The 16,859-nt window shown below is 69.1% G+C and carries 18 protein-coding genes; 3 read left to right on the top strand and 15 right to left on the bottom strand.

What is annotated here, in order from left to right; translation table 11 throughout:
* Positions 1 to 11 precede the first annotated feature (11 nt).
* The 8 genes from AB0269_RS03250 to prmC all read right to left on the bottom strand — a co-directional run bounded on the left by AB0269_RS03250 (position 12) and on the right by prmC (position 5,903).
* Complete coding sequence (locus AB0269_RS03250; RefSeq protein WP_366209778.1) at positions 12 to 800, bottom strand: F0F1 ATP synthase subunit delta; 789 nt, start codon at positions 798 to 800, stop codon at positions 12 to 14.
* Positions 800 to 1,351 (bottom strand): F0F1 ATP synthase subunit B, encoded by a 552-nt coding sequence (locus tag AB0269_RS03245; protein ID WP_366209776.1) that lies wholly within the window; start codon positions 1,349 to 1,351, stop codon positions 800 to 802. The genes AB0269_RS03250 and AB0269_RS03245 overlap by 1 nt, the downstream gene beginning before the upstream one ends.
* Before the next feature lie 28 nt (positions 1,352 to 1,379).
* Positions 1,380 to 1,628, bottom strand: a complete 249-nt coding sequence (gene atpE / locus AB0269_RS03240) for a F0F1 ATP synthase subunit C (RefSeq protein WP_147037730.1) — start codon at positions 1,626 to 1,628, stop codon at positions 1,380 to 1,382.
* 49 nt (positions 1,629 to 1,677) lie between these two features.
* A complete protein-coding gene (atpB, locus tag AB0269_RS03235; RefSeq protein WP_366209774.1) occupies positions 1,678 to 2,481 on the bottom strand; it encodes a F0F1 ATP synthase subunit A in 804 nt (267 codons plus the stop codon).
* Positions 2,482 to 2,615: 134 nt separating this feature from the next.
* On the bottom strand, positions 2,616 to 3,101 hold the full coding sequence (locus AB0269_RS03230; RefSeq protein WP_366209772.1) for a hypothetical protein: 486 nt from the start codon (positions 3,099 to 3,101) through the stop codon (positions 2,616 to 2,618).
* A complete protein-coding gene (locus AB0269_RS03225; protein WP_366209770.1) occupies positions 3,098 to 4,285 on the bottom strand; it encodes an MraY family glycosyltransferase in 1,188 nt (395 codons plus the stop codon). The genes AB0269_RS03230 and AB0269_RS03225 overlap by 4 nt, the downstream gene beginning before the upstream one ends.
* Complete coding sequence (locus AB0269_RS03220) at positions 4,282 to 4,995, bottom strand: L-threonylcarbamoyladenylate synthase (protein ID WP_366209768.1); 714 nt, start codon at positions 4,993 to 4,995, stop codon at positions 4,282 to 4,284. Before AB0269_RS03220 ends, AB0269_RS03225 begins: the two co-directional genes overlap by 4 nt.
* Positions 4,996 to 5,042: 47 nt before the next feature.
* A complete protein-coding gene (gene prmC, locus AB0269_RS03215) occupies positions 5,043 to 5,903 on the bottom strand; it encodes a peptide chain release factor N(5)-glutamine methyltransferase (RefSeq protein WP_366209766.1) in 861 nt (286 codons plus the stop codon).
* A 106-nt stretch (positions 5,904 to 6,009) separates the two neighbouring features.
* On the opposite strand from prmC, the gene cysK reads away from it, so the two are divergent.
* A complete protein-coding gene (cysK, locus tag AB0269_RS03210; RefSeq protein WP_366209764.1) occupies positions 6,010 to 6,948 on the top strand; it encodes a cysteine synthase A in 939 nt (312 codons plus the stop codon).
* 8 nt (positions 6,949 to 6,956) lie between these two features.
* Positions 6,957 to 7,529, top strand: a complete 573-nt coding sequence (epsC, locus tag AB0269_RS03205; RefSeq protein ID WP_366209762.1) for a serine O-acetyltransferase EpsC — start codon at positions 6,957 to 6,959, stop codon at positions 7,527 to 7,529.
* 1 nt (position 7,530) lies between these two features.
* On the opposite strand, the gene AB0269_RS03200 is transcribed toward epsC, so the two are convergent.
* The 6 genes from AB0269_RS03200 to lysA all read right to left on the bottom strand — a co-directional run bounded on the left by AB0269_RS03200 (position 7,531) and on the right by lysA (position 14,863).
* Positions 7,531 to 7,932, bottom strand: coding sequence for a hypothetical protein (locus tag AB0269_RS03200; protein WP_366209760.1), 402 nt, complete (start codon positions 7,930 to 7,932; stop codon positions 7,531 to 7,533).
* 33 nt (positions 7,933 to 7,965) lie between these two features.
* Positions 7,966 to 9,042 (bottom strand): peptide chain release factor 1, encoded by a 1,077-nt coding sequence (gene prfA, locus AB0269_RS03195; protein ID WP_366209758.1) that lies wholly within the window; start codon positions 9,040 to 9,042, stop codon positions 7,966 to 7,968.
* Positions 9,043 to 9,058: 16 nt separating this feature from the next.
* A complete protein-coding gene (gene rho / locus AB0269_RS03190) occupies positions 9,059 to 11,038 on the bottom strand; it encodes a transcription termination factor Rho (protein WP_366209756.1) in 1,980 nt (659 codons plus the stop codon).
* Between the two features lie 167 nt (positions 11,039 to 11,205).
* Positions 11,206 to 12,135: a homoserine kinase gene (thrB, locus tag AB0269_RS03185; protein ID WP_366209754.1), complete on the bottom strand. Its 930-nt coding sequence runs from the start codon at positions 12,133 to 12,135 to the stop codon at positions 11,206 to 11,208.
* The gene (locus AB0269_RS03180) at positions 12,135 to 13,457 is read right to left on the bottom strand and encodes a homoserine dehydrogenase (protein ID WP_366209752.1); all 1,323 of its coding nucleotides are present in this window, start codon (positions 13,455 to 13,457) and stop codon (positions 12,135 to 12,137) included. Before AB0269_RS03180 ends, thrB begins: the two co-directional genes overlap by 1 nt.
* Positions 13,454 to 14,863 (bottom strand): diaminopimelate decarboxylase, encoded by a 1,410-nt coding sequence (lysA, locus tag AB0269_RS03175; protein WP_366209750.1) that lies wholly within the window; start codon positions 14,861 to 14,863, stop codon positions 13,454 to 13,456. Before lysA ends, AB0269_RS03180 begins: the two co-directional genes overlap by 4 nt.
* A 136-nt stretch (positions 14,864 to 14,999) precedes the next feature.
* On the opposite strand from lysA, the gene AB0269_RS03170 reads away from it, so the two are divergent.
* Entirely contained in the window at positions 15,000 to 16,013 is a 1,014-nt protein-coding gene (locus tag AB0269_RS03170) for a YhjD/YihY/BrkB family envelope integrity protein (RefSeq protein WP_366209748.1), read from the top strand.
* Here the strand turns inward: AB0269_RS03170 and AB0269_RS03165 are convergent.
* Positions 16,010 to 16,846, bottom strand: a complete 837-nt coding sequence (locus tag AB0269_RS03165) for a DUF2993 domain-containing protein (RefSeq protein ID WP_366209747.1) — start codon at positions 16,844 to 16,846, stop codon at positions 16,010 to 16,012. The two genes, AB0269_RS03170 and AB0269_RS03165, sit on opposite strands and share 4 nt — an antisense overlap.
* Positions 16,847 to 16,859: the final 13 nt, after the last annotated feature.

The following is a 16,859-nucleotide window of genomic DNA, read 5'->3' as shown; positions in this document are numbered from 1 at the left end:
GCGAAGTCGTATTAGCCCGCGAGCTTCTGTCGAAGATCGGCGAGCCGCGCGGAGATGCTGCCGTCGATGACGTCGTCGGCGACCTGCACACGCAGTCCGCCCACGACAGTGGGATCGATCACTTCGTTGATCGAGACCTGACCGTCATAGCGTGCAGCCAGTGCGTCACCGAGTCGGGTGCGCTGCGCTGCCGACAGCGGGGCTGCCGTGTGCACGGTGGCGACGATGCGGCCGCCCTGCGCCGACACGATCTTCATCGCACGGTTCAGGATCTGGCGCACGCGCCGGCCGCGGGGCTGCCGCACCAGCGACGAGACGATGAGCACGGTGGCTGCGCTCGCCTTGCCGCCCAGCAGCTTCTCGACGAGAGCGCCCTTCGCCTCGTCGTCTCCGAGGCGTCCGCCCAGCGCGAGCTCGAGCTCGGCGTTGCCGGCGATGACACGGAGGAACGAGAACAGCTCGCCCTCGATGTCGTCGTTCGGCGCGGCGATCGCTGCGGCCCGGATGGCGAGCTCCTCGATGCCGTCGACGAGACCGTCTGCGTCGGACCAGCGCTGTCCCGCGGCGGTCGAGAGCAGTTGCCGCGTGGTGTCGGACATGCCGGCGAACACCGACGCGACGAGCTTCTCGCGCAGACCTTCCGGGGCAGCGGGGTCGGCAAGCGCGCCGCTCAGCTGACCGGATTCGCCCACGAGGCGCGCCGCGGTGAACAGCTCACCGGCCGTGTCGAGGGTGACGCCCTTCGCCTGAGCGAGAGCCGCCGTCGAAGCCGCGAGTGCCTGAGTGGTCGCGCTGCCCATTACTTGGCCGCCTTCTCGGACGCTTCGAGGTCGGCGAGGAAGCGATCGACGACCGCGGTGGCACGAGCGTCGTCGGAGAGGGTCTCCCCCACGACGCCGCCGGCGAGGTCGATCGCCAGCGTGCCGACCTCGGACCGCAGGGCCACGAGCGTCGACTGACGCTCGGCCTCGATCTGAGTCTGCGCCGCCGCGGTGACGCGTGCGGCCTCGACGGTGGCGGTCTCCTTGGCCTCGGCGATGATCTTCTTGCCGTCCTCACGGGCCGACTCGCGGATCTGACCTGCCTCGGTGCGCGCCTCGGCGAGCTGGCGGGTGTACTCCTCGAGCGCGGCCTCGGCCTGCTTCTGCGCCTCATCGGCCTTGGCGATGTTGCCCTCGATGGCGGCGGAGCGCTCATCGAGCATCTTCGCCACGTTCGGGAGTGCTACCTTCCACGCCACGAGCAGGATGATGACGAAGCAGACCGCGGACCAGACGATGTCGTACATCGCCGGCAGAAGCGGGTTGTGCTCCGCCTCCTCGGCTGCGAGCGTGACAAGAGCGTTCAGCATCCTGTCTCCTTACGTGTGGTGGGAGGGATCAGTAGCCGAAGAGGAACGCGACGCCGATGCCGACGAAGGCGAGAGCCTCGGTGAAGGCGATACCGATCCACATGGTGCCCTGGAGCTTGCCGGACAGCTCAGGCTGGCGAGCGATGCCCTCGATCGTCTTGCCGACGACGATACCCACACCGATGGCCGGGCCGATTGCTGCCAGGCCGTAGCCGACGTTCGCGATCGAGCCGGTGATGTCGACGTTGATCTGGGCGAGAACAGAGATGGGATCCACTGGATCTTCCTTTCATTGTTGGGGAGCCGGGGCTCCCCGCTAGCTGTGTTTAGTGTTCGTCCGCGACTGCGAGCTGGATGTAGACCGCGGTGAGGATGGTGAAGACGTACGCCTGGAGGAAGGCCACCAGGATCTCGAAGGCCGTGAAGGCGAAGCCGAAGGCGAGCGTGCCCGCGCCCAGCACCGTCCAGAAGCCGCCCATCGAGAAGATGAAGAACTGGGTCGCTGCGAAGAACAGCACCAGCATGAGGTGGCCGACCATCATGTTCATCAGCAGTCGAAGGGTCAGCGTGACCGGACGCACGATGAACGTCGAGATGAACTCGAGCGGAGCGACGATGATGTACAGCGCCGGCGGGACTCCGGGCGGGAAGAGCGAGTTGCGGATGAAGCCCCACGGGCTCTTGCGCACACCGGCGTAGATGAAGGTGACGTAGGAGATCACCGCGAGCAGCAGCGGAACTGCGATGATGCTGGTTCCTGCGATGTTCAGGAACGGGATGACACCCGTGATGTTGAAGAACAGCACCATGAAGAAGATGGTGGTCAGCAGCGGCAGGAACCGGTCGCCGTCCTTCTTGCCGATCATGTCGTGCGCGATGTTCACGCGGACGAGGTCGAAGCCCATCTCGAGCAGCGCCTGTCCCCGACCGGGGATGAGCTTCAGCTTGCGCGTGCCGAGCCACAGGATGAGGACGACGACGATGGTCGCCAGGAACTGCACCAGGTGGATGCGGTGGACCGCGAGCGGACCGATCTGGAACAGGATCTCCGGGAAGAACTCCGCGATGGACGGTGGATGGAATTCATCCGATGCGAATCGGACGAGGAGGCTCCCGGCGTGAGTCAACATTGCTCCAGCTTCTGGGCACCGATCAGGATCGGCGCGAAGATTTGGTGAGGGATTCGAGCTGAGTCGGGATTTCTCGCACGACGCAGGAAGTCGCTCAGCGAACCCGGATTCAGACTATCAAGATTTTTTCAGGCTCACGAATCCTCGCGGGCCTCGGGGTCACGCGTCGGCAGCTCGATGTCCGATACGTGCGGCACCCGCAGTCGGCTGAACGCGACGGCGTCGATGACGAGGCTCACGATGATGCCGGCGACGAGCGATCCGAAGATGACGCCGGGAACGACCCAGCTCTGTCCGCGCAGGATGACGATGGCAACGATGAAGATGACGAGCTTGAGCAGCCAGCCGCCCATCACGATGCCGAAGAACACCGTCGCGAACATCTCGCGGCCGTAGAAGCGGTTCGCGATGAGGACGCTGATCGGGGTGAGCGCGAGGAAGACAACCGCGAGGCCCACCCCTGCGAGCCCGCTCCAGAGTCCGTCCGTGCCGGCGACGAGGAATCCGATGCCTCCACCCAGCACGATGAGCACGACGGCGGCGATCCCCGTCCAGAGCAGGACGGTCCGCAGGACCGGGTTGATGGCCGGGGCGGTGGGCTGTGCGGGGGTGTCGCTCATCGGGTCTCCAAGGATGCGGCGGGCGGCGCGGTTTCGTCAGGGGCGGGCGCATGCGCGGCGGGCGCACGGTGGCTGGGAAGCAGGGTCACGACCAGGCAGGCGGCGGCGCCGACCACGCCGAATGCGACACCGGGGAGATACTGCCCCGGCCAGTCCTCGCGGGAGCCGACGTACATGAGCAGCACGGCCAGCGAGATCACGGCCGTCCAGGCGTAGAAGATGATCACGGCATCGCGATCGCGGTGGCCGAGGTCGAGCATCCGGTGATGCAGATGCTTGCGGTCGGGTGCGAACGGCGATCTCCCCGCGCGCATGCGCCGGAACACGGCCAGACCGAAGTCCAGCAGCGGCAGCATGACGACCACGACCGGGAGCAGGATCGGGATGAAGGCGCCGAGCAGCTGCGAGCGGCCGAACTCCTCCGGATCCATCGCGGCGGAGGACATCTGGCCGGTCAGCGCGATCGCCGACGTCGCCATGAGCAGCCCCATCACGAGTGCGCCCGAGTCGCCCATGAACAGCTTCGCCGGGCTCCAGTTCAAGGGCAGGAAGCCGATGCATGCGCCGATGAGGACCGCGGCGATGAACGAGGCGAGGTTGAAGTAGCTCGACGCGCCGGAGTCGCGCGTGAGGATGAACGAGTAGGCGAAGAAGACGCCGTTCGCGATGAGGCAGACGCCGGCGACCAGCCCGTCGAGGCCGTCGATGAAGTTCACGGCGTTCATGACGACGACGATCGCGACCATCGTCACCGCGATGCTCAGCCAGCTCGAGACGATGACCATCTCCCCGAGTGGCAGCGAGAGGATCTGCAGGCCGCCGACGACCGTGATGATCCCGGCCGCGAGGAACTGCGCGCCGAGCTTGATCATCCAGTCCAGATCCCACAGATCGTCGATGACCCCGATCACCGCGATGAGGAGCGCCGCACCGAGGATCGCCCACATCGTCTGCGGCGGCACCCACATGATGGCGAAGAACGGATTCGCCGCGGAGACGCCGACGGCCGCGGCGATGCCGATGAACATCGCCACTCCCCCGAGTCGCGGGGTCGGCGTGGTGTGGACGTCGCGTTCGCGGATCCCCGGGTAGAGCTTGAAGCGCAGGCTGAGCTGCCAGACCGCCCACGTCGCGATGAACGTGATCGTCGCGGTGAGGATGATCGTGAAGACGTACTGCTTCACGCCGTGCCGTCCGCCGCGTCCGCAGGCCGCAGCCGCGGCTCGAGCAGGTCGCCGAGGATGCTCTCGAGCCGGCGCCGGGTGACGGCGCCTTCGCGCAGGATGCGCACCCGGGGCTCGTCCGCGTCGTCTGCACGACGGTGCACGAGGGTCGTGGCGTCGATGATCGTGGACGGGATGCCCGTCTCGCTGGTGCCGCCGTCGAGGTAGACCGAGACGCTGTCGCCGAGCATGGCTCGGGCCTGCTCGGCCGACACCGCGGCGCTCTTGCCCGTGAGGTTGGCGCTCGAGACCGCGAGCGGCCCCGTCTCGGCGAGCAGCTCCAGGGCGACGCGCTGATCCGGCATGCGAACGGCCACGGTGCCCAGGGTGTCACCGAGGTCCCATGACAGAGACGGCTGCGCCGGCAGCACGATGGTGAGCCCTCCCGGCCAGAGCTCGTCGACGAGGCGCTGGACGGGCTCGGGGACCTCTTCGACGAGGGCCGCCAGCGCGGACTGCCCCGACACCAGAACGGGCGGCGGCTGGTCGCGTCCGCGGCCCTTCGCATCGAGGAGGCGCTGCACCGCGGCCGGCGTGAACGCATCGGCCGCGATTCCGTAGACGGTGTCTGTGGGCATCACGATGAGCTCGCCGCGCGCGATCGCCTGGCGCGCGTGACGCATTCCGGCGAGCAGCTGAGCCTCGTCGCCGCAGTCGAAGAGTGAGGACATGACCCCCACAGTCTACGGGTTCGGTCTGCCCGTCCCGCGTGCCGGCTTCAGGGCCGGAGCGCCGTGGTCGCCCTGTCTCGCTGCGTCAGGTCGCGGTGCGTGGTCGGGGCTCGCCAGCCGTCGCGTTCGAGCAGCTCGCGGATCTGCGCCCCCTGGAGCTCGCCGTGCTCGATCACCAGCAGCCCGCCCTGCCGCAGCAGCCGCAGCGCACGCGTGCTCAGCACGCGGACGACGTCGAGTCCGTCCGCGCCGCCGTAGAGGGCGAGCGCCGGATCGTGCAGCCGCACCTCGGGGTCGCGCGGGATCGCATCGTCCGGAACATACGGCGGATTCGAGATGACGACGGATGCCGCGCCGTCGAGTTCGACGAGGGTGTCGGCGAGGTCTCCCAGCACAAGGGTGAGGTTGTCGGCAGCTGCGGTGTTGCGGGCCGCCCACGCGTGCGCGTCCGGGGACAGCTCGACGGCGAAGACCCGCGCGTGCGGCACCTCGCTCGCCATCGCGAGGGCGATCGCACCGCTTCCCGTGCAGAGGTCGACGGCGACGGGTGAGGCCGAGGCGTCCGCCGCCAGGGCGTCGATCGCGAGCTGCGCGACGATCTCGGTCTCGGGGCGCGGGACGAAGACACCCGGCCCGACCGCGAGCTCGAGATGGCGGAACGGAGCGACGCCGGTCAGATGCTGCAGCGGTTCCCTTGCTGCTCGGCGGTCGACGAGAGCGTCGAGCGCCGAAGCATCCGCATCGTCCAGCTCGTCGCCGCGGACGATCGCCGCCTGGACCTCGCCGCGGCTGAGCCCGCGCACGTGGCCGGCGAGGAGCTCCGCGTCGACGAGCGGGTCGGGGACGCCGGCCGCGGACAGACGCTCGGCGGCGGCTCGGACGGCGGCGGCGAGAGTGGTCTGCGGCATCCTTTCAGCGTACGTCGTCGCGCCGCCGCACTCGTCACATTGGCCCGTCCCTGTATCCGCTCGCATAGGCTGTGGGGGCACCCGTTCCGCGAACGAAAGGTCAGCCATGCCCGGCATCCACAACGACATCACGACCGCCTTCGGCAACACCCCTCTGGTGCGCCTGAACCGCGTGACCGAGGGCGTCGGCGCGACCGTTCTCGCCAAGCTCGAGTTCTACAACCCCGCATCCAGCGTCAAGGACCGCATCGGGATCGCGATGATCAACGCGGCCGAGGCCGCGGGAGCGCTCCAGCCCGGCGGCACGATCGTGGAGTCCACCAGCGGCAACACCGGCATCGCCCTGGCCATGGTCGGCGCGGCGCGCGGCTACAAGGTCATCCTCACGATGCCGGCATCCATGTCGAAGGAGCGGCGCGTGCTGCTGAAGGCATTCGGCGCGGAGATCGTCCTCACCGACCCGACGAAGGGCATGAGCGGGGCGATCGAGGAGACCAAGAAGATCGTCGCCGAGACGCCCGGAGCGGTCTGGATCAAGCAGTTCGAAAACGCTGCCAACCCGCAGATCCACCGCGAGACCACCGCCCAGGAGATCCTGCGCGACACCGACGGCGGCGTCGACATCCTCGTCGCGGGCGTCGGCACCGGCGGCACCGTGACCGGTACGGGTCAGGCGCTCAAGGCGGCCAAGCCCGAGGTGAAGGTCATCGCCGTGGAGCCGAAGGACTCCCCCGTCCTCACCGAGGGCCACCCCGGCCCGCACAAGATCCAGGGCATCGGTCCGAACTTCGTCCCCGGAGTCCTCGATCGCGAGGTCCTCGACGAGGTCATCGCGGTGGAGTTCGACGAGTCGCTCCGCCTGGCGCGCGAGCTCGCGGCGAAGGAGGGGCTGCTGGTCGGCATGTCGTCCGGCGCGGCGCTGTCCGCGGCGCTCCAGGTCGCCGCCCGACCGGAGAACGCGGGCAAGACGATCGTCGTGGTGATGCCCGACACCGGTGAGCGCTACATCTCGACAGCGCTGTTCGAGGATCTGCGCGAGAGCTGAGCCGCTCGATGAACGCCATCTCGCGGGTGCGCGAGGACATCGCCGCTGCGCGTCTGCGCGACCCCGCCGCGCGCACAGGCCTCGAAGTCGCACTGCTCTACCCCGGCCTCCACGCCATCTGGGCGCATCGCGCCTCGCACGCCCTATGGCGTCGAGGACTGCGTCTGCTCGCGCGGGCGAACTCGCAGCTCGCCCGCGCGATGACGGGCATCGAGATCCACCCCGGAGCGAAGATCGGGCGGCGCTTCTTCATCGACCACGGCTCCGGCGTCGTGATCGGCGAGACCGCAGAGATCGGCGACGACGTGATGCTGTATCACGGGGTGACGCTGGGCGGCCGCACGAGCGACGACACGGGCAAGCGGCATCCGACCCTCGCGAACGGCGTCGTCGTGGGTGCGGGGGCGAAGATCCTCGGGCCGATCACGGTGGGACGCAACACCGTCGTCGGCGCGAATGCCGTGGTGACCAAGCACGCGCCGGAGGAGAGCATCCTCACCGGCGTCCCGGCGCGTGCCCGCAGACGCCGCGGGCACGATGACTTCAGCGACCTGCGTCTGGCCTCGGACTACTCGATCTGACTCAGCGGGAGCGGCGCTCCGCGACCCTGCGCTTGATGAAGATCATCGGCAGCAGGACGGACCCGAGCGCCGTGACGATCCAGACGATCACCGCACCGAGGATCCAACCGGCGGCATCCGTGATCCGCAGACCGCCGATCGGAAGCAGGACGACCACGATCAGCGCCACGAGCGTCGACACGATCCCGATCCCGCCCATGAGAACGGGCGCGTAACGGTCGGCGAGCTTGGAGATGAAGGGGCTCAGCACGCTCTGCAGGACGGCGAAGATCAGGATGCAGATCACAAACCCCCACCACCGGTCCCACTGGATCTGGAACCCGGGGAGCAGAAGGTCGGCGACGATGAGTCCCAGCCCCGCAGAGACGAGGTAGAGGACGGCGCGGAACAGGAAGGTGATCACGCGGCCGATCCTAGCGCCGGCGTCGCGGGCCGGTCAGTCCTGGCCGAGTGCGGCCAGGCGCGCCTCTTCGTCGGCCGTGATAGCGCTGTCGATGATCGGATCGAGCGCACCGTCCATCACCTGATCGAGGTTGTACGCCTTGAAACCGGTCCGGTGGTCGGCGATCCGGTTCTCGGGGAAGTTGTAGGTGCGGATCCGCTCGGAACGGTCCATGCCGCGGATCTGCGATTTGCGCGCGTCGGATGCCGCCGCATCCAGCTCCTCCTGCTGCTTGGCGAGCAGGCGCGCGCGCAGCACGCGCATGGCGGCCTCGCGGTTCTGCAGCTGGGACTTCTCGTTCTGCATCGAGACGACGATGCCCGTCGGCACGTGCGTGATGCGCACCGCGGAGTCGGTCGTGTTGACGGACTGACCGCCGGGCCCTGACGAGCGGTACACGTCGATCTTCAGGTCGTTCTGGTCGATCTGCAGCTCTTCGGGCTCGTCGACCTCGGGGAACACCAGCACACCGGTCGTGGAGGTGTGGATGCGGCCCTGCGACTCGGTCGCCGGCACGCGCTGAACGCGATGCACTCCACCCTCGTACTTCAGATGCGCCCACACGCCCTGGGCCGGGTCGGAGCTCGCACCCTTGATGGCGATCTGAACGTCCTTGTACCCGCCGAGATCGGATTCGTTGCGCTCGAGGAGCTCCGTCTTCCAGCCCTTGTGCGCGGCGTACTGCGTGTACATGCGCAGCAGGTCGGCGGCGAACAGCGCGGACTCCGCGCCGCCCTCCCCCGCCTTGATCTCCATGATCACGTCGCGGGCATCGTCGGGGTCGCGCGGGATGAGCAGGCGGCGCAGACGCTCCTGCGTCTGCACCAGGCCGTCTTCCAGCGCCGGGACCTCGTCCGCGAACGCCTCGTCCTCTTTCGCGAGCTCGCGCGCCGCGTCGAGGTCGTCGGATGCCGCCACCCACGCGTCGTAGGCCGCAACGATACGACTGAGCTCCGCGTAGCGCCGGTTGACGCGCTTCGCGCGGGCCGCGTCGGCGTGCACCGCCGGGTCGGAGAGCTCCTCCTGCACCCGGCGGTGTTCGTCGATCAGCGCCTGGACGGACTCGAACACGCGTGCTCCGGTCGGATCAGCGGATGCTGTTCTCGTGCCCGTGGCTGTGGCCACCGGCGACGGGAGCGGGCATCGACTTCTGCATCTGCACGAGGAACTCGACGTTGGACTGCGTCTCCTTGAGCTTGCCGAGCACGACCTCGAGGGCCTGCTGGGTATCCAGACCCGCAAGGGCGCGGCGCAGCTTCCAGGTGATCTTGACCTCGTCCTGCGACAGCAGCATCTCCTCGCGGCGGGTGGACGACGCGTTGACGTCGACGGCCGGGAAGATGCGCTTGTCGGCGAGGGCGCGCGAAAGTCGCAGCTCGCTGTTGCCGGTGCCCTTGAACTCCTCGAAGATGACCTCGTCCATCTTGGATCCGGTCTCCACCAGGGCCGTGGCGAGGATCGTCAGCGAGCCGCCGTTCTCGATGTTGCGCGCGGCGCCGAAGAACCGCTTGGGCGGGTAGAGCGCTGCGGCGTCGACGCCGCCGGTGAGGACGCGGCCCGAGGTCGGCGCGGCGATGTTGTAGGCGCGGCCGAGGCGCGTGATCGAGTCGAGCAGCACGACGACGTCGCGGCCGAGCTCCACAAGGCGCTTGGCACGCTCGATGGCGAGCTCGGCGACCGTGGTGTGGTCCTCCGCCGGACGGTCGAACGTCGAGGCGATGACCTCGCCCTTGACGGTGCGCTCCATGTCGGTGACCTCTTCGGGACGCTCGTCGACGAGAACGACCATGAGGTGGACCTCGGGGTTGTTCTGCGCGATGGCGTTCGCGATCTGCTGCAGCACGATCGTCTTGCCCGCCTTCGGGGGCGCGACGATGAGGCCGCGCTGGCCCTTGCCGATCGGGGCGACGAGGTCGATGATGCGCTGGGTCAGCTTCTCGGGCGCGGTCTCCAGGCGCAGGCGCTCCTGCGGGTAGAGCGGGGTGAGCTTGCCGAATTCGACGCGAGTCGCCGCGTCGTCGACCGAGAGGCCGTTGATGGAGTCGACCTTGACGAGGGCGTTGTACTTCTGGCGGCCCTGCTGCTCGCCCTCGCGGGGCTGCTTGATGGCGCCGACGATCGCGTCGCCCTTGCGCAGGTTGTACTTCTTCACCTGTCCGAGCGACACGTAGACGTCGCTGGCGCCGGCGAGGTATCCGGTCGTGCGGACGAACGCGTAGTTGTCGAGCACATCGAGGATGCCGGCGATCGGGATGAGGACGTCGTCCTCGCCGATCTCGGTCTCGAACTCGTCGGATGCTCCGCCCCCGCGGCGCTTGTTGCGCTGGCGGCCACGGCCGTTGCCGTTGCCGTCGTCATCGGAGGAGGCGTTCTGCTGGCCGTCCTGAGCGTTCTGTCCGTTTCCGCCGCGGCCTCGGCTGCGGCTGCGGTTCCGGCTGCGGCTGCGGCCGGAGGTCTCCTCGCCGTCGCCGGCCTCGGATCCGTCCTCGGTGGCGTTCTGCTTGTCGTTCTTGGCGTTCTGCTTGTCGTTCTGGGCCTGGTCCCCGTCGCCCTTCGCGGCGGCGGCGGACTCCTGCTGGGAACTCGACTTCGCGTCGCCCGACTTCGCGTCGCCCGACTTCGCGTCGCCGGACTTCGCCTCTTCGGACGCGCCTTCGGTGGCTGCGGCGTCGGCCTTCTTCGTCCGGCGTCCGCGGCCCGACTTCGGAGCGGTCTCGGCCGGAGCCTCGGCGGCGTCGGACGCCGCGGCCTCGGATGCCGGTGCGGATGCGTCGGCCTCGGCGGGTGCGGGCTCGGCATCCGCCTTCTTGGCGCGGCTGCGGCGCGGGGCCTTCGCCTTCTGCGCGTCTGCGGCAGGAGCCGCATCCGCCGCCGGAGCGTCGCCGCCGGCCGGAGCGGACTCGGCCGGAGCGGACTCGGCCGGTTCTGCGGCCTTGGCCGCTGCGGTCGCCGTCGTCGCACGTCGCGGAGCGCGCTTGCGCGGGGCGGCGGTCTCGGTCGCCGGTGCGTCAGCAGCAGGGGCCGAGTTCTCGGCCTGGTCGTTCTGGGTCTCGGAGAAAGTCTCCACGAGTACTCCCTTATATGTCGTGGGAAATGAGCATGTCTCGCGCACAACGGGTGCTGTGCGCGATCGCACGGACAGACGCTCGGCGTCCGCCAGCCAGTACCGGAAATGAAGCACTGGGGGTTGCGTGCGGGTCTCGCAGATTTGCGATGGGGGCCAGATTCACGAAATTACGTGGAGCCCTCCGCTCGATCCCTAACTGTACCACCACGCACGTCGACGGCCAGCATGAGGCCCTCCCACGGAGTGTCCGTCACGGAATCAGCGAGTTCCTTCGCGGCCTGGCGTCCGCCGGGCCCGTCGCAGAGCACCAGGACACTGGGTCCTGCACCCGAGACGACGGCCGCGAATCCGGCGGCACGCAGCGCCTGCACGAGCGCGCTCGTCTCGGGCATGGCCTCGGCGCGGTAGTCCTGGTGCAGCCGGTCGGCGGTCGCGTCCAGGAGCAGCTCCGGGCTCTGCATCAGCGCCGCGATCAGCAGCGCCGTGCGCGACACGTTGAACACGGCGTCCTCGCGGGAGACCTGCGGCGGCTGCAGGGAGCGCGCCAGGGTCGTCGACATCGTCCGCTCGGGCACGAGCACGAGAGGTGCGACACCGCGGTGCACGAGCAGCTTCTTGTGCTGCGGGCCGCTCTCCCCCGTCCAGGCGATCGTGAGCCCGCCGAACAGCGCCGGTGCGACGTTGTCGGGGTGGCCCTCGAGCTCGGTCGCCAGACGCAGCAGTTCGGCGTCACTGAAGTCGACATCGCCCGCGAGCAGCCCCTTCGCCGCGAGGACTCCGGCCGTCACCGCAGCGCCGGAGGAGCCGAGGCCCCGCCCGTGCGGCACGCCGTTGCGCGCCTCGATGCGCAGACCTGGCATATCGCGCCCCGCATCGGCGTACACGTGCTCGATCGAACGGACGACGAGATTCGACTCGTCCCGCGGGATCTCGGCCGCACCGGAGCCGGCCACCTCGATCTCGAGGCGATCGTCGTCGAGAGCGGTGACCGTGAGCTCGTCGTACACGCTGAGCGCGAGCCCGAGCGTGTCGAACCCGGGGCCGAGGTTGGCGCTCGTCGCCGGCACCCGCACCTGAACGGTGCGCCCCTCGGGCATCACTCGCCTTCCACGCGCAGCACGGAGAGGACCCGCTCGACGACGTCGCTCGCGGCGAGCCGCTCGACCGTGTCGCTGAGAGCCTGCTCCGCTGCCCGGTGCGTGCCGATCACCAGTCGGGCCGTCGTGTCGTCCTCGCCCTCGACGGTCTGCACGACCGTGGCGACCGACACCCCGCCCTCCGACAGGATGCTGGCGATCGTGGCGAGGACACCGGGCTGGTCGTTCACCTCGAGGGTGATCTGATAGCGCGTGATGACGTGGCCGATCGGCACGATCGGCAGGTTCGCCCTGGTGGACTCCCCCACCCCGACACCACCGGCGATGTGCCGACGTGCGGCGGAGACGACGTCGCCGAGCACGGCCGATGCGGTCTGCACGCCGCCGGCGCCGGCGCCGTAGAACATGAGGGAGCCGGCGGCCTCCGCCTCGACGAAGACGGCGTTGTTCGCGCCGTGCACGGAGGCGAGCGGGTGCGATCGGGCCACCAGCGCCGGGTAGACGCGCACCGAGATGGACTCGGCACCGTCGACCGTGATGCGCTCGCACACCGCGAGCAGCTTGATGACGAACCCGGCGGCGCGCGCCTCGTCGATCATCGACGCGGTGATGCGGGTGATGCCCTCGCAGTGGACGGCATCCAGCGGAACCGTGGTGTGGAAGGCGAGGGAGGCCAGGATCGCCGCCTTCTGCGCCGCGTCATGGCCCTCGACGTCGGCGGTCGGATCCGCCTCGGCGTAGCCGAGCCGCTGGGCGTCCGCGAGCACCTCCGCGAAGTCCGCGCCCTCGGAGTCCATCCGGTCGAGGATGTAGTTGGTCGTGCCGTTGACGATGCCCATGATGCGCACGACCCGGTCGCCGGCGAGCGAGTCGCGCAGCGGACGGATGATCGGGATGGCGCCGGCGGCGGCGGCCTCGTAATACACGGATGCGCCGACCTGATCGGCCGCCTCGAACAGCTCCGTGCCGTGCGTCGCGAGCAGAGCCTTGTTCGCCGTGACGACATCGGCGCCCGAGTTCAGCGCGAGCAGCAGGTTGCCGCGAGCCGGTTCGATGCCTCCCATGAGCTCGATCACGATGTCGCTGCCGACGATGAGGCTCTCGGCATCCGTCGTGAACAGCTCTTTCGGGAGCTCGACGTCGCGCGGAGCATCCACGTCCCGCACGGCGATCCCGGCGAGCTCGAGCGATGCACCGGCGCGGTCGGCCAGTTCGTCGCCGTGGCGCAGCAGGAGGTCGGCGACCTGCGAGCCCACTGCGCCGGCGCCCAGAAGCGCCACGCGGAGTCGTCGGTACTGATCGCTCGATTCGGGCTGGGTCATCGTGCTCCTTCATTCATGCCGATTCCGGCGTCCCGCGCCAGAAGATCCTCGATGGTCTCGCCCCGGACGATCACGCGGGAGGCGCCGGCGGAGACCGCGACGATCGCGGGGCGGGGTACGTGGTTGTAGTTGCTGGCCAGCGACGCGCAGTACGCGCCTGTAGCCGGCACCGCCAGCAGGTCGCCGGGGGCGACGTCGCCTGGCAGGTACTCGTGGTCGACGACGATGTCGCCGGACTCGCAGTGGCGACCGACCACCCGTGCGAGGGCGGGCTCGGCATCGGTCGTCCTCGACGCGATCCGGGCGGAGAACTCGGCGCCGTACAGCGCGGGCCGCGCGTTGTCGCTCATGCCGCCGTCGACGCTGACGTACAGTCGGGTCGCTCCGGAGTCCAGGCGCACCGGCTTCGTCGTGCCGACCTCGTAGAGCGTGACGCCGGCCGTGCCGACGATCGCACGGCCAGGCTCGAAGGACAGGATCGGCAGCGGGATGCCACGCTCGGCGCAGCCTGCGGCGACCGCGTCGACGATCTCGAAGGCGAGCTGCTCGATCGGCGTCGGGTCGTCGACGCTCGTGTAGGCGATGCCGAAGCCGCCGCCGAGGTTGAGCACCGGCACCTCGCCGCCGGCCCGCAGCTTCGCGTGCAGCTCGAGCACACGGGCGGCGGATTCGCGGAAGCCCGCGACGCCGAAGATCTGGGAACCGATGTGGCAGTGGAGCCCCACGAACTCGAGCGACGGAAGCTCGCGGATGCGCGCGACGGCGGTCTCGGCATCCGCGAAGGTCATGCCGAACTTCTGGTCCTCGTGGGCGGTCGCGAGGAAGTCGTGGGTCTCGGCGTGCACACCGCTGTTGACGCGGACGAGAACCCGCTGGACGACGCCCGCGCGCGCGGCGATCTCGGCCGTGCGCTCGACCTCGATGGCGCTGTCGATGATGATCGTGCCGATGCCGACCGACACGGCGCGCTCGATCTCGGCGGGCAGTTTGTTGTTGCCGTGGAATCCGATGCGTGCGGCATCCACGCCCGCCGCGAGCGCGACCTCGAGTTCGCCGCGCGTGCAGACGTCTATGCTGAGGCCCTCCTCGGTCACCCACCGGGCGACCGTCGTGGAGAGGAACGCCTTGCCGGCGTAGTACACGCGCGCTGTGCCGCCGTGGGATGCGGTCGCCGCGGCGAACGCCTCGTGGAACGCACGGGCGCGGGAGCGCACCTCGTCCTCGTCGAGCACGAGCACCGGTGTGCCGTGCTCCTGGACGATGTCGGGCGCGGTCATCCCTCCGAGGACGATGCATCCCTGCTCATCGCGCCGAGCGGATGCCGGCCACACGCCGTCGGCGAGAGCGTTCGCGTCGTCGGGGATGACGAGCCAGTCCGGGGCGAGCGAGTCTGCAGGGGAAAGCACACAGCACCAATCGTGGGAGGGGACCTCAGCGGAACGGGCCACGCGAGGCTGCCCCGATTCTATGGCACCGGCTCGGGCTGCCCGGCACTCGGCACGTCCCCTGCGGACCGGGAAGGCGATTCATTACGGTGGGGGCATGACGTTCGTGAAGTCGGTAGTCGCCTGGGTCCTGCATCTGAAGGTCGTGCGCGCCTACCTGCTCTACTCGGAACGGCGCGGCGCGATGCTCGCCGACAGCGTCACCTACCGCGCCCTGTTCAGCGTGTTCGCGGGACTCCTGCTGGGATTCTCCGTCGCCGCGATCTGGCTCGCCGGGAACCCGGAGGCATGGAAGCCGATCGTCGCCGCGATCGACTCCGCCATCCCGGGGCTCGTCGGAGAGAACGGCATCGTGAAGGATCCGACGTCGATAGAACCGGCCGGCTTCACGGTCACCGGGGTCATCTCGCTCGTCGCGCTCATCGGCGCCGCACTGGGTGCGATCGGATCACTGCGGACGGCGGTGCGCAGCATCGCGGGCACCGTCCAGGACGACGTGCTCTTCGTCTGGGTGATCCTGCGCAACCTCGCCCTCGCTCTGGGGATCGCCCTCGCACTCCTCGCCGCGGCGGCCGTGACTTTCCTCGCCCGTATCGGCCTGGGCTTCGTCACCGATCTGCTCGGCCTGCCGGAAGACTCCGTCATCGCGGAGTGGAGCATCCGCATCGTCTCGCTCCTCGTCGTGTACGCCCTCGACGTGGCCCTGATCCTGGGCGTCTTCCTGCTGCTGTCCGGTCTGCGCGCTCCCGCTCCGGCCGTGTGGTCGGGTGCACTGCTGGGCGGCCTCGGGCTTCTGATCCTGCAGGAGCTGTCGAGCCTGTTCGTCGGCGGGGCGACCTCGAACCCGCTGCTGGCGACGTTCGCCTCTCTCCTGGCACTGCTGATCTGGATGAACCTGTCCACCCAGGTGATCCTCATCTCGTGCGCGCTCATCACCACTGCCGCCGAGGAGGCGCACGATCGGGTCTCCGCGGCGGAGAGCGCGCAGACGTTCGCACAGCGCCGCGTGCGGCGCGCCCAGCAGGAGGTCGTGATCGCGACTCGGGCGCTGCGTTCAGCGGAAGAAGCGGAGTCCGCCGAACGGAACGCCGCTGAGAAGCAGAAGCCCTAGTCGCAGGAACCGTTCTGCTGGAGGCTCTCGTCCGTCGCGATGGCGCCATCCACGTCGAGGTCGATGACCGCCTCGGTGCCGTCGATCTCGAGGCCGGTCACGGTGAGACCCGCGGGAAGCTGGTCGGCGATGCAGATGCGCTGAGGCCCGGCGAGCTGTGCAGCCGCGTCGCCGAAACGCTCGGCGATGTCGGCGGCGTTCAGGGTGAGTCCCGCGATCTGGAGCTCTACCGGCGTGAGCAGCAGCTCACCGGCATCTGCTCCCGGTGTCACGGTGACCGACACCGGTACGGGCATGCCGAAGACCTCGAAGCTGCCGGATGCGGTGACGTTCGGCTCGTCGAATCCGATCTCATCGACAGGCAGGTCGGATGCCGTCACCAGATCCGTGAACTGCGCCTGATCGATCCGCACGGTGCCGTGCGCCTCGGTGAGATCTCCGCCGCGCAGCGGAATGCCGGTCGCCGTCACGTCCGCGGCTCCGGTGATGCCGCCGAACGTGACCGCGTCGGTGGTCAGATGCAGCTCGTCGAGGCGACCGCCGATCAGCTGAGGTAGCAGGATGCCTGCGGCATCCACATCCAGCTGCTGGTCCTGAGGCAGATCCAGCTGCTCGATCACGATGCCGCGGACGATGCCGGGCAGGATCGCCCTGGCCAGGAACTCGGCGGCCACGACCAACGCGGCGAGCACCAGTACGATGACGAGCACGACCCATGGCCAGCGCGCACGGCGCCGCGTAGGACGCGGCTCGTCAGCGCTCCCCGGGATCACGAGCGTCGGATGCTCGGACGACGGCTCGGGGTACGGCAGTGTGGGGTGCTCGTCGCTCACCGGTGTCTCCGAT

This window comes from Microbacterium sp. NPDC077644 (assembly GCF_040702785.1).
In the GTDB taxonomy this organism is placed as follows: domain Bacteria; phylum Actinomycetota; class Actinomycetes; order Actinomycetales; family Microbacteriaceae; genus Microbacterium.
The sequence above is the reverse complement of the archived record's forward strand: the minus strand, read 5'-3'. Positions and strand labels throughout refer to the sequence as shown.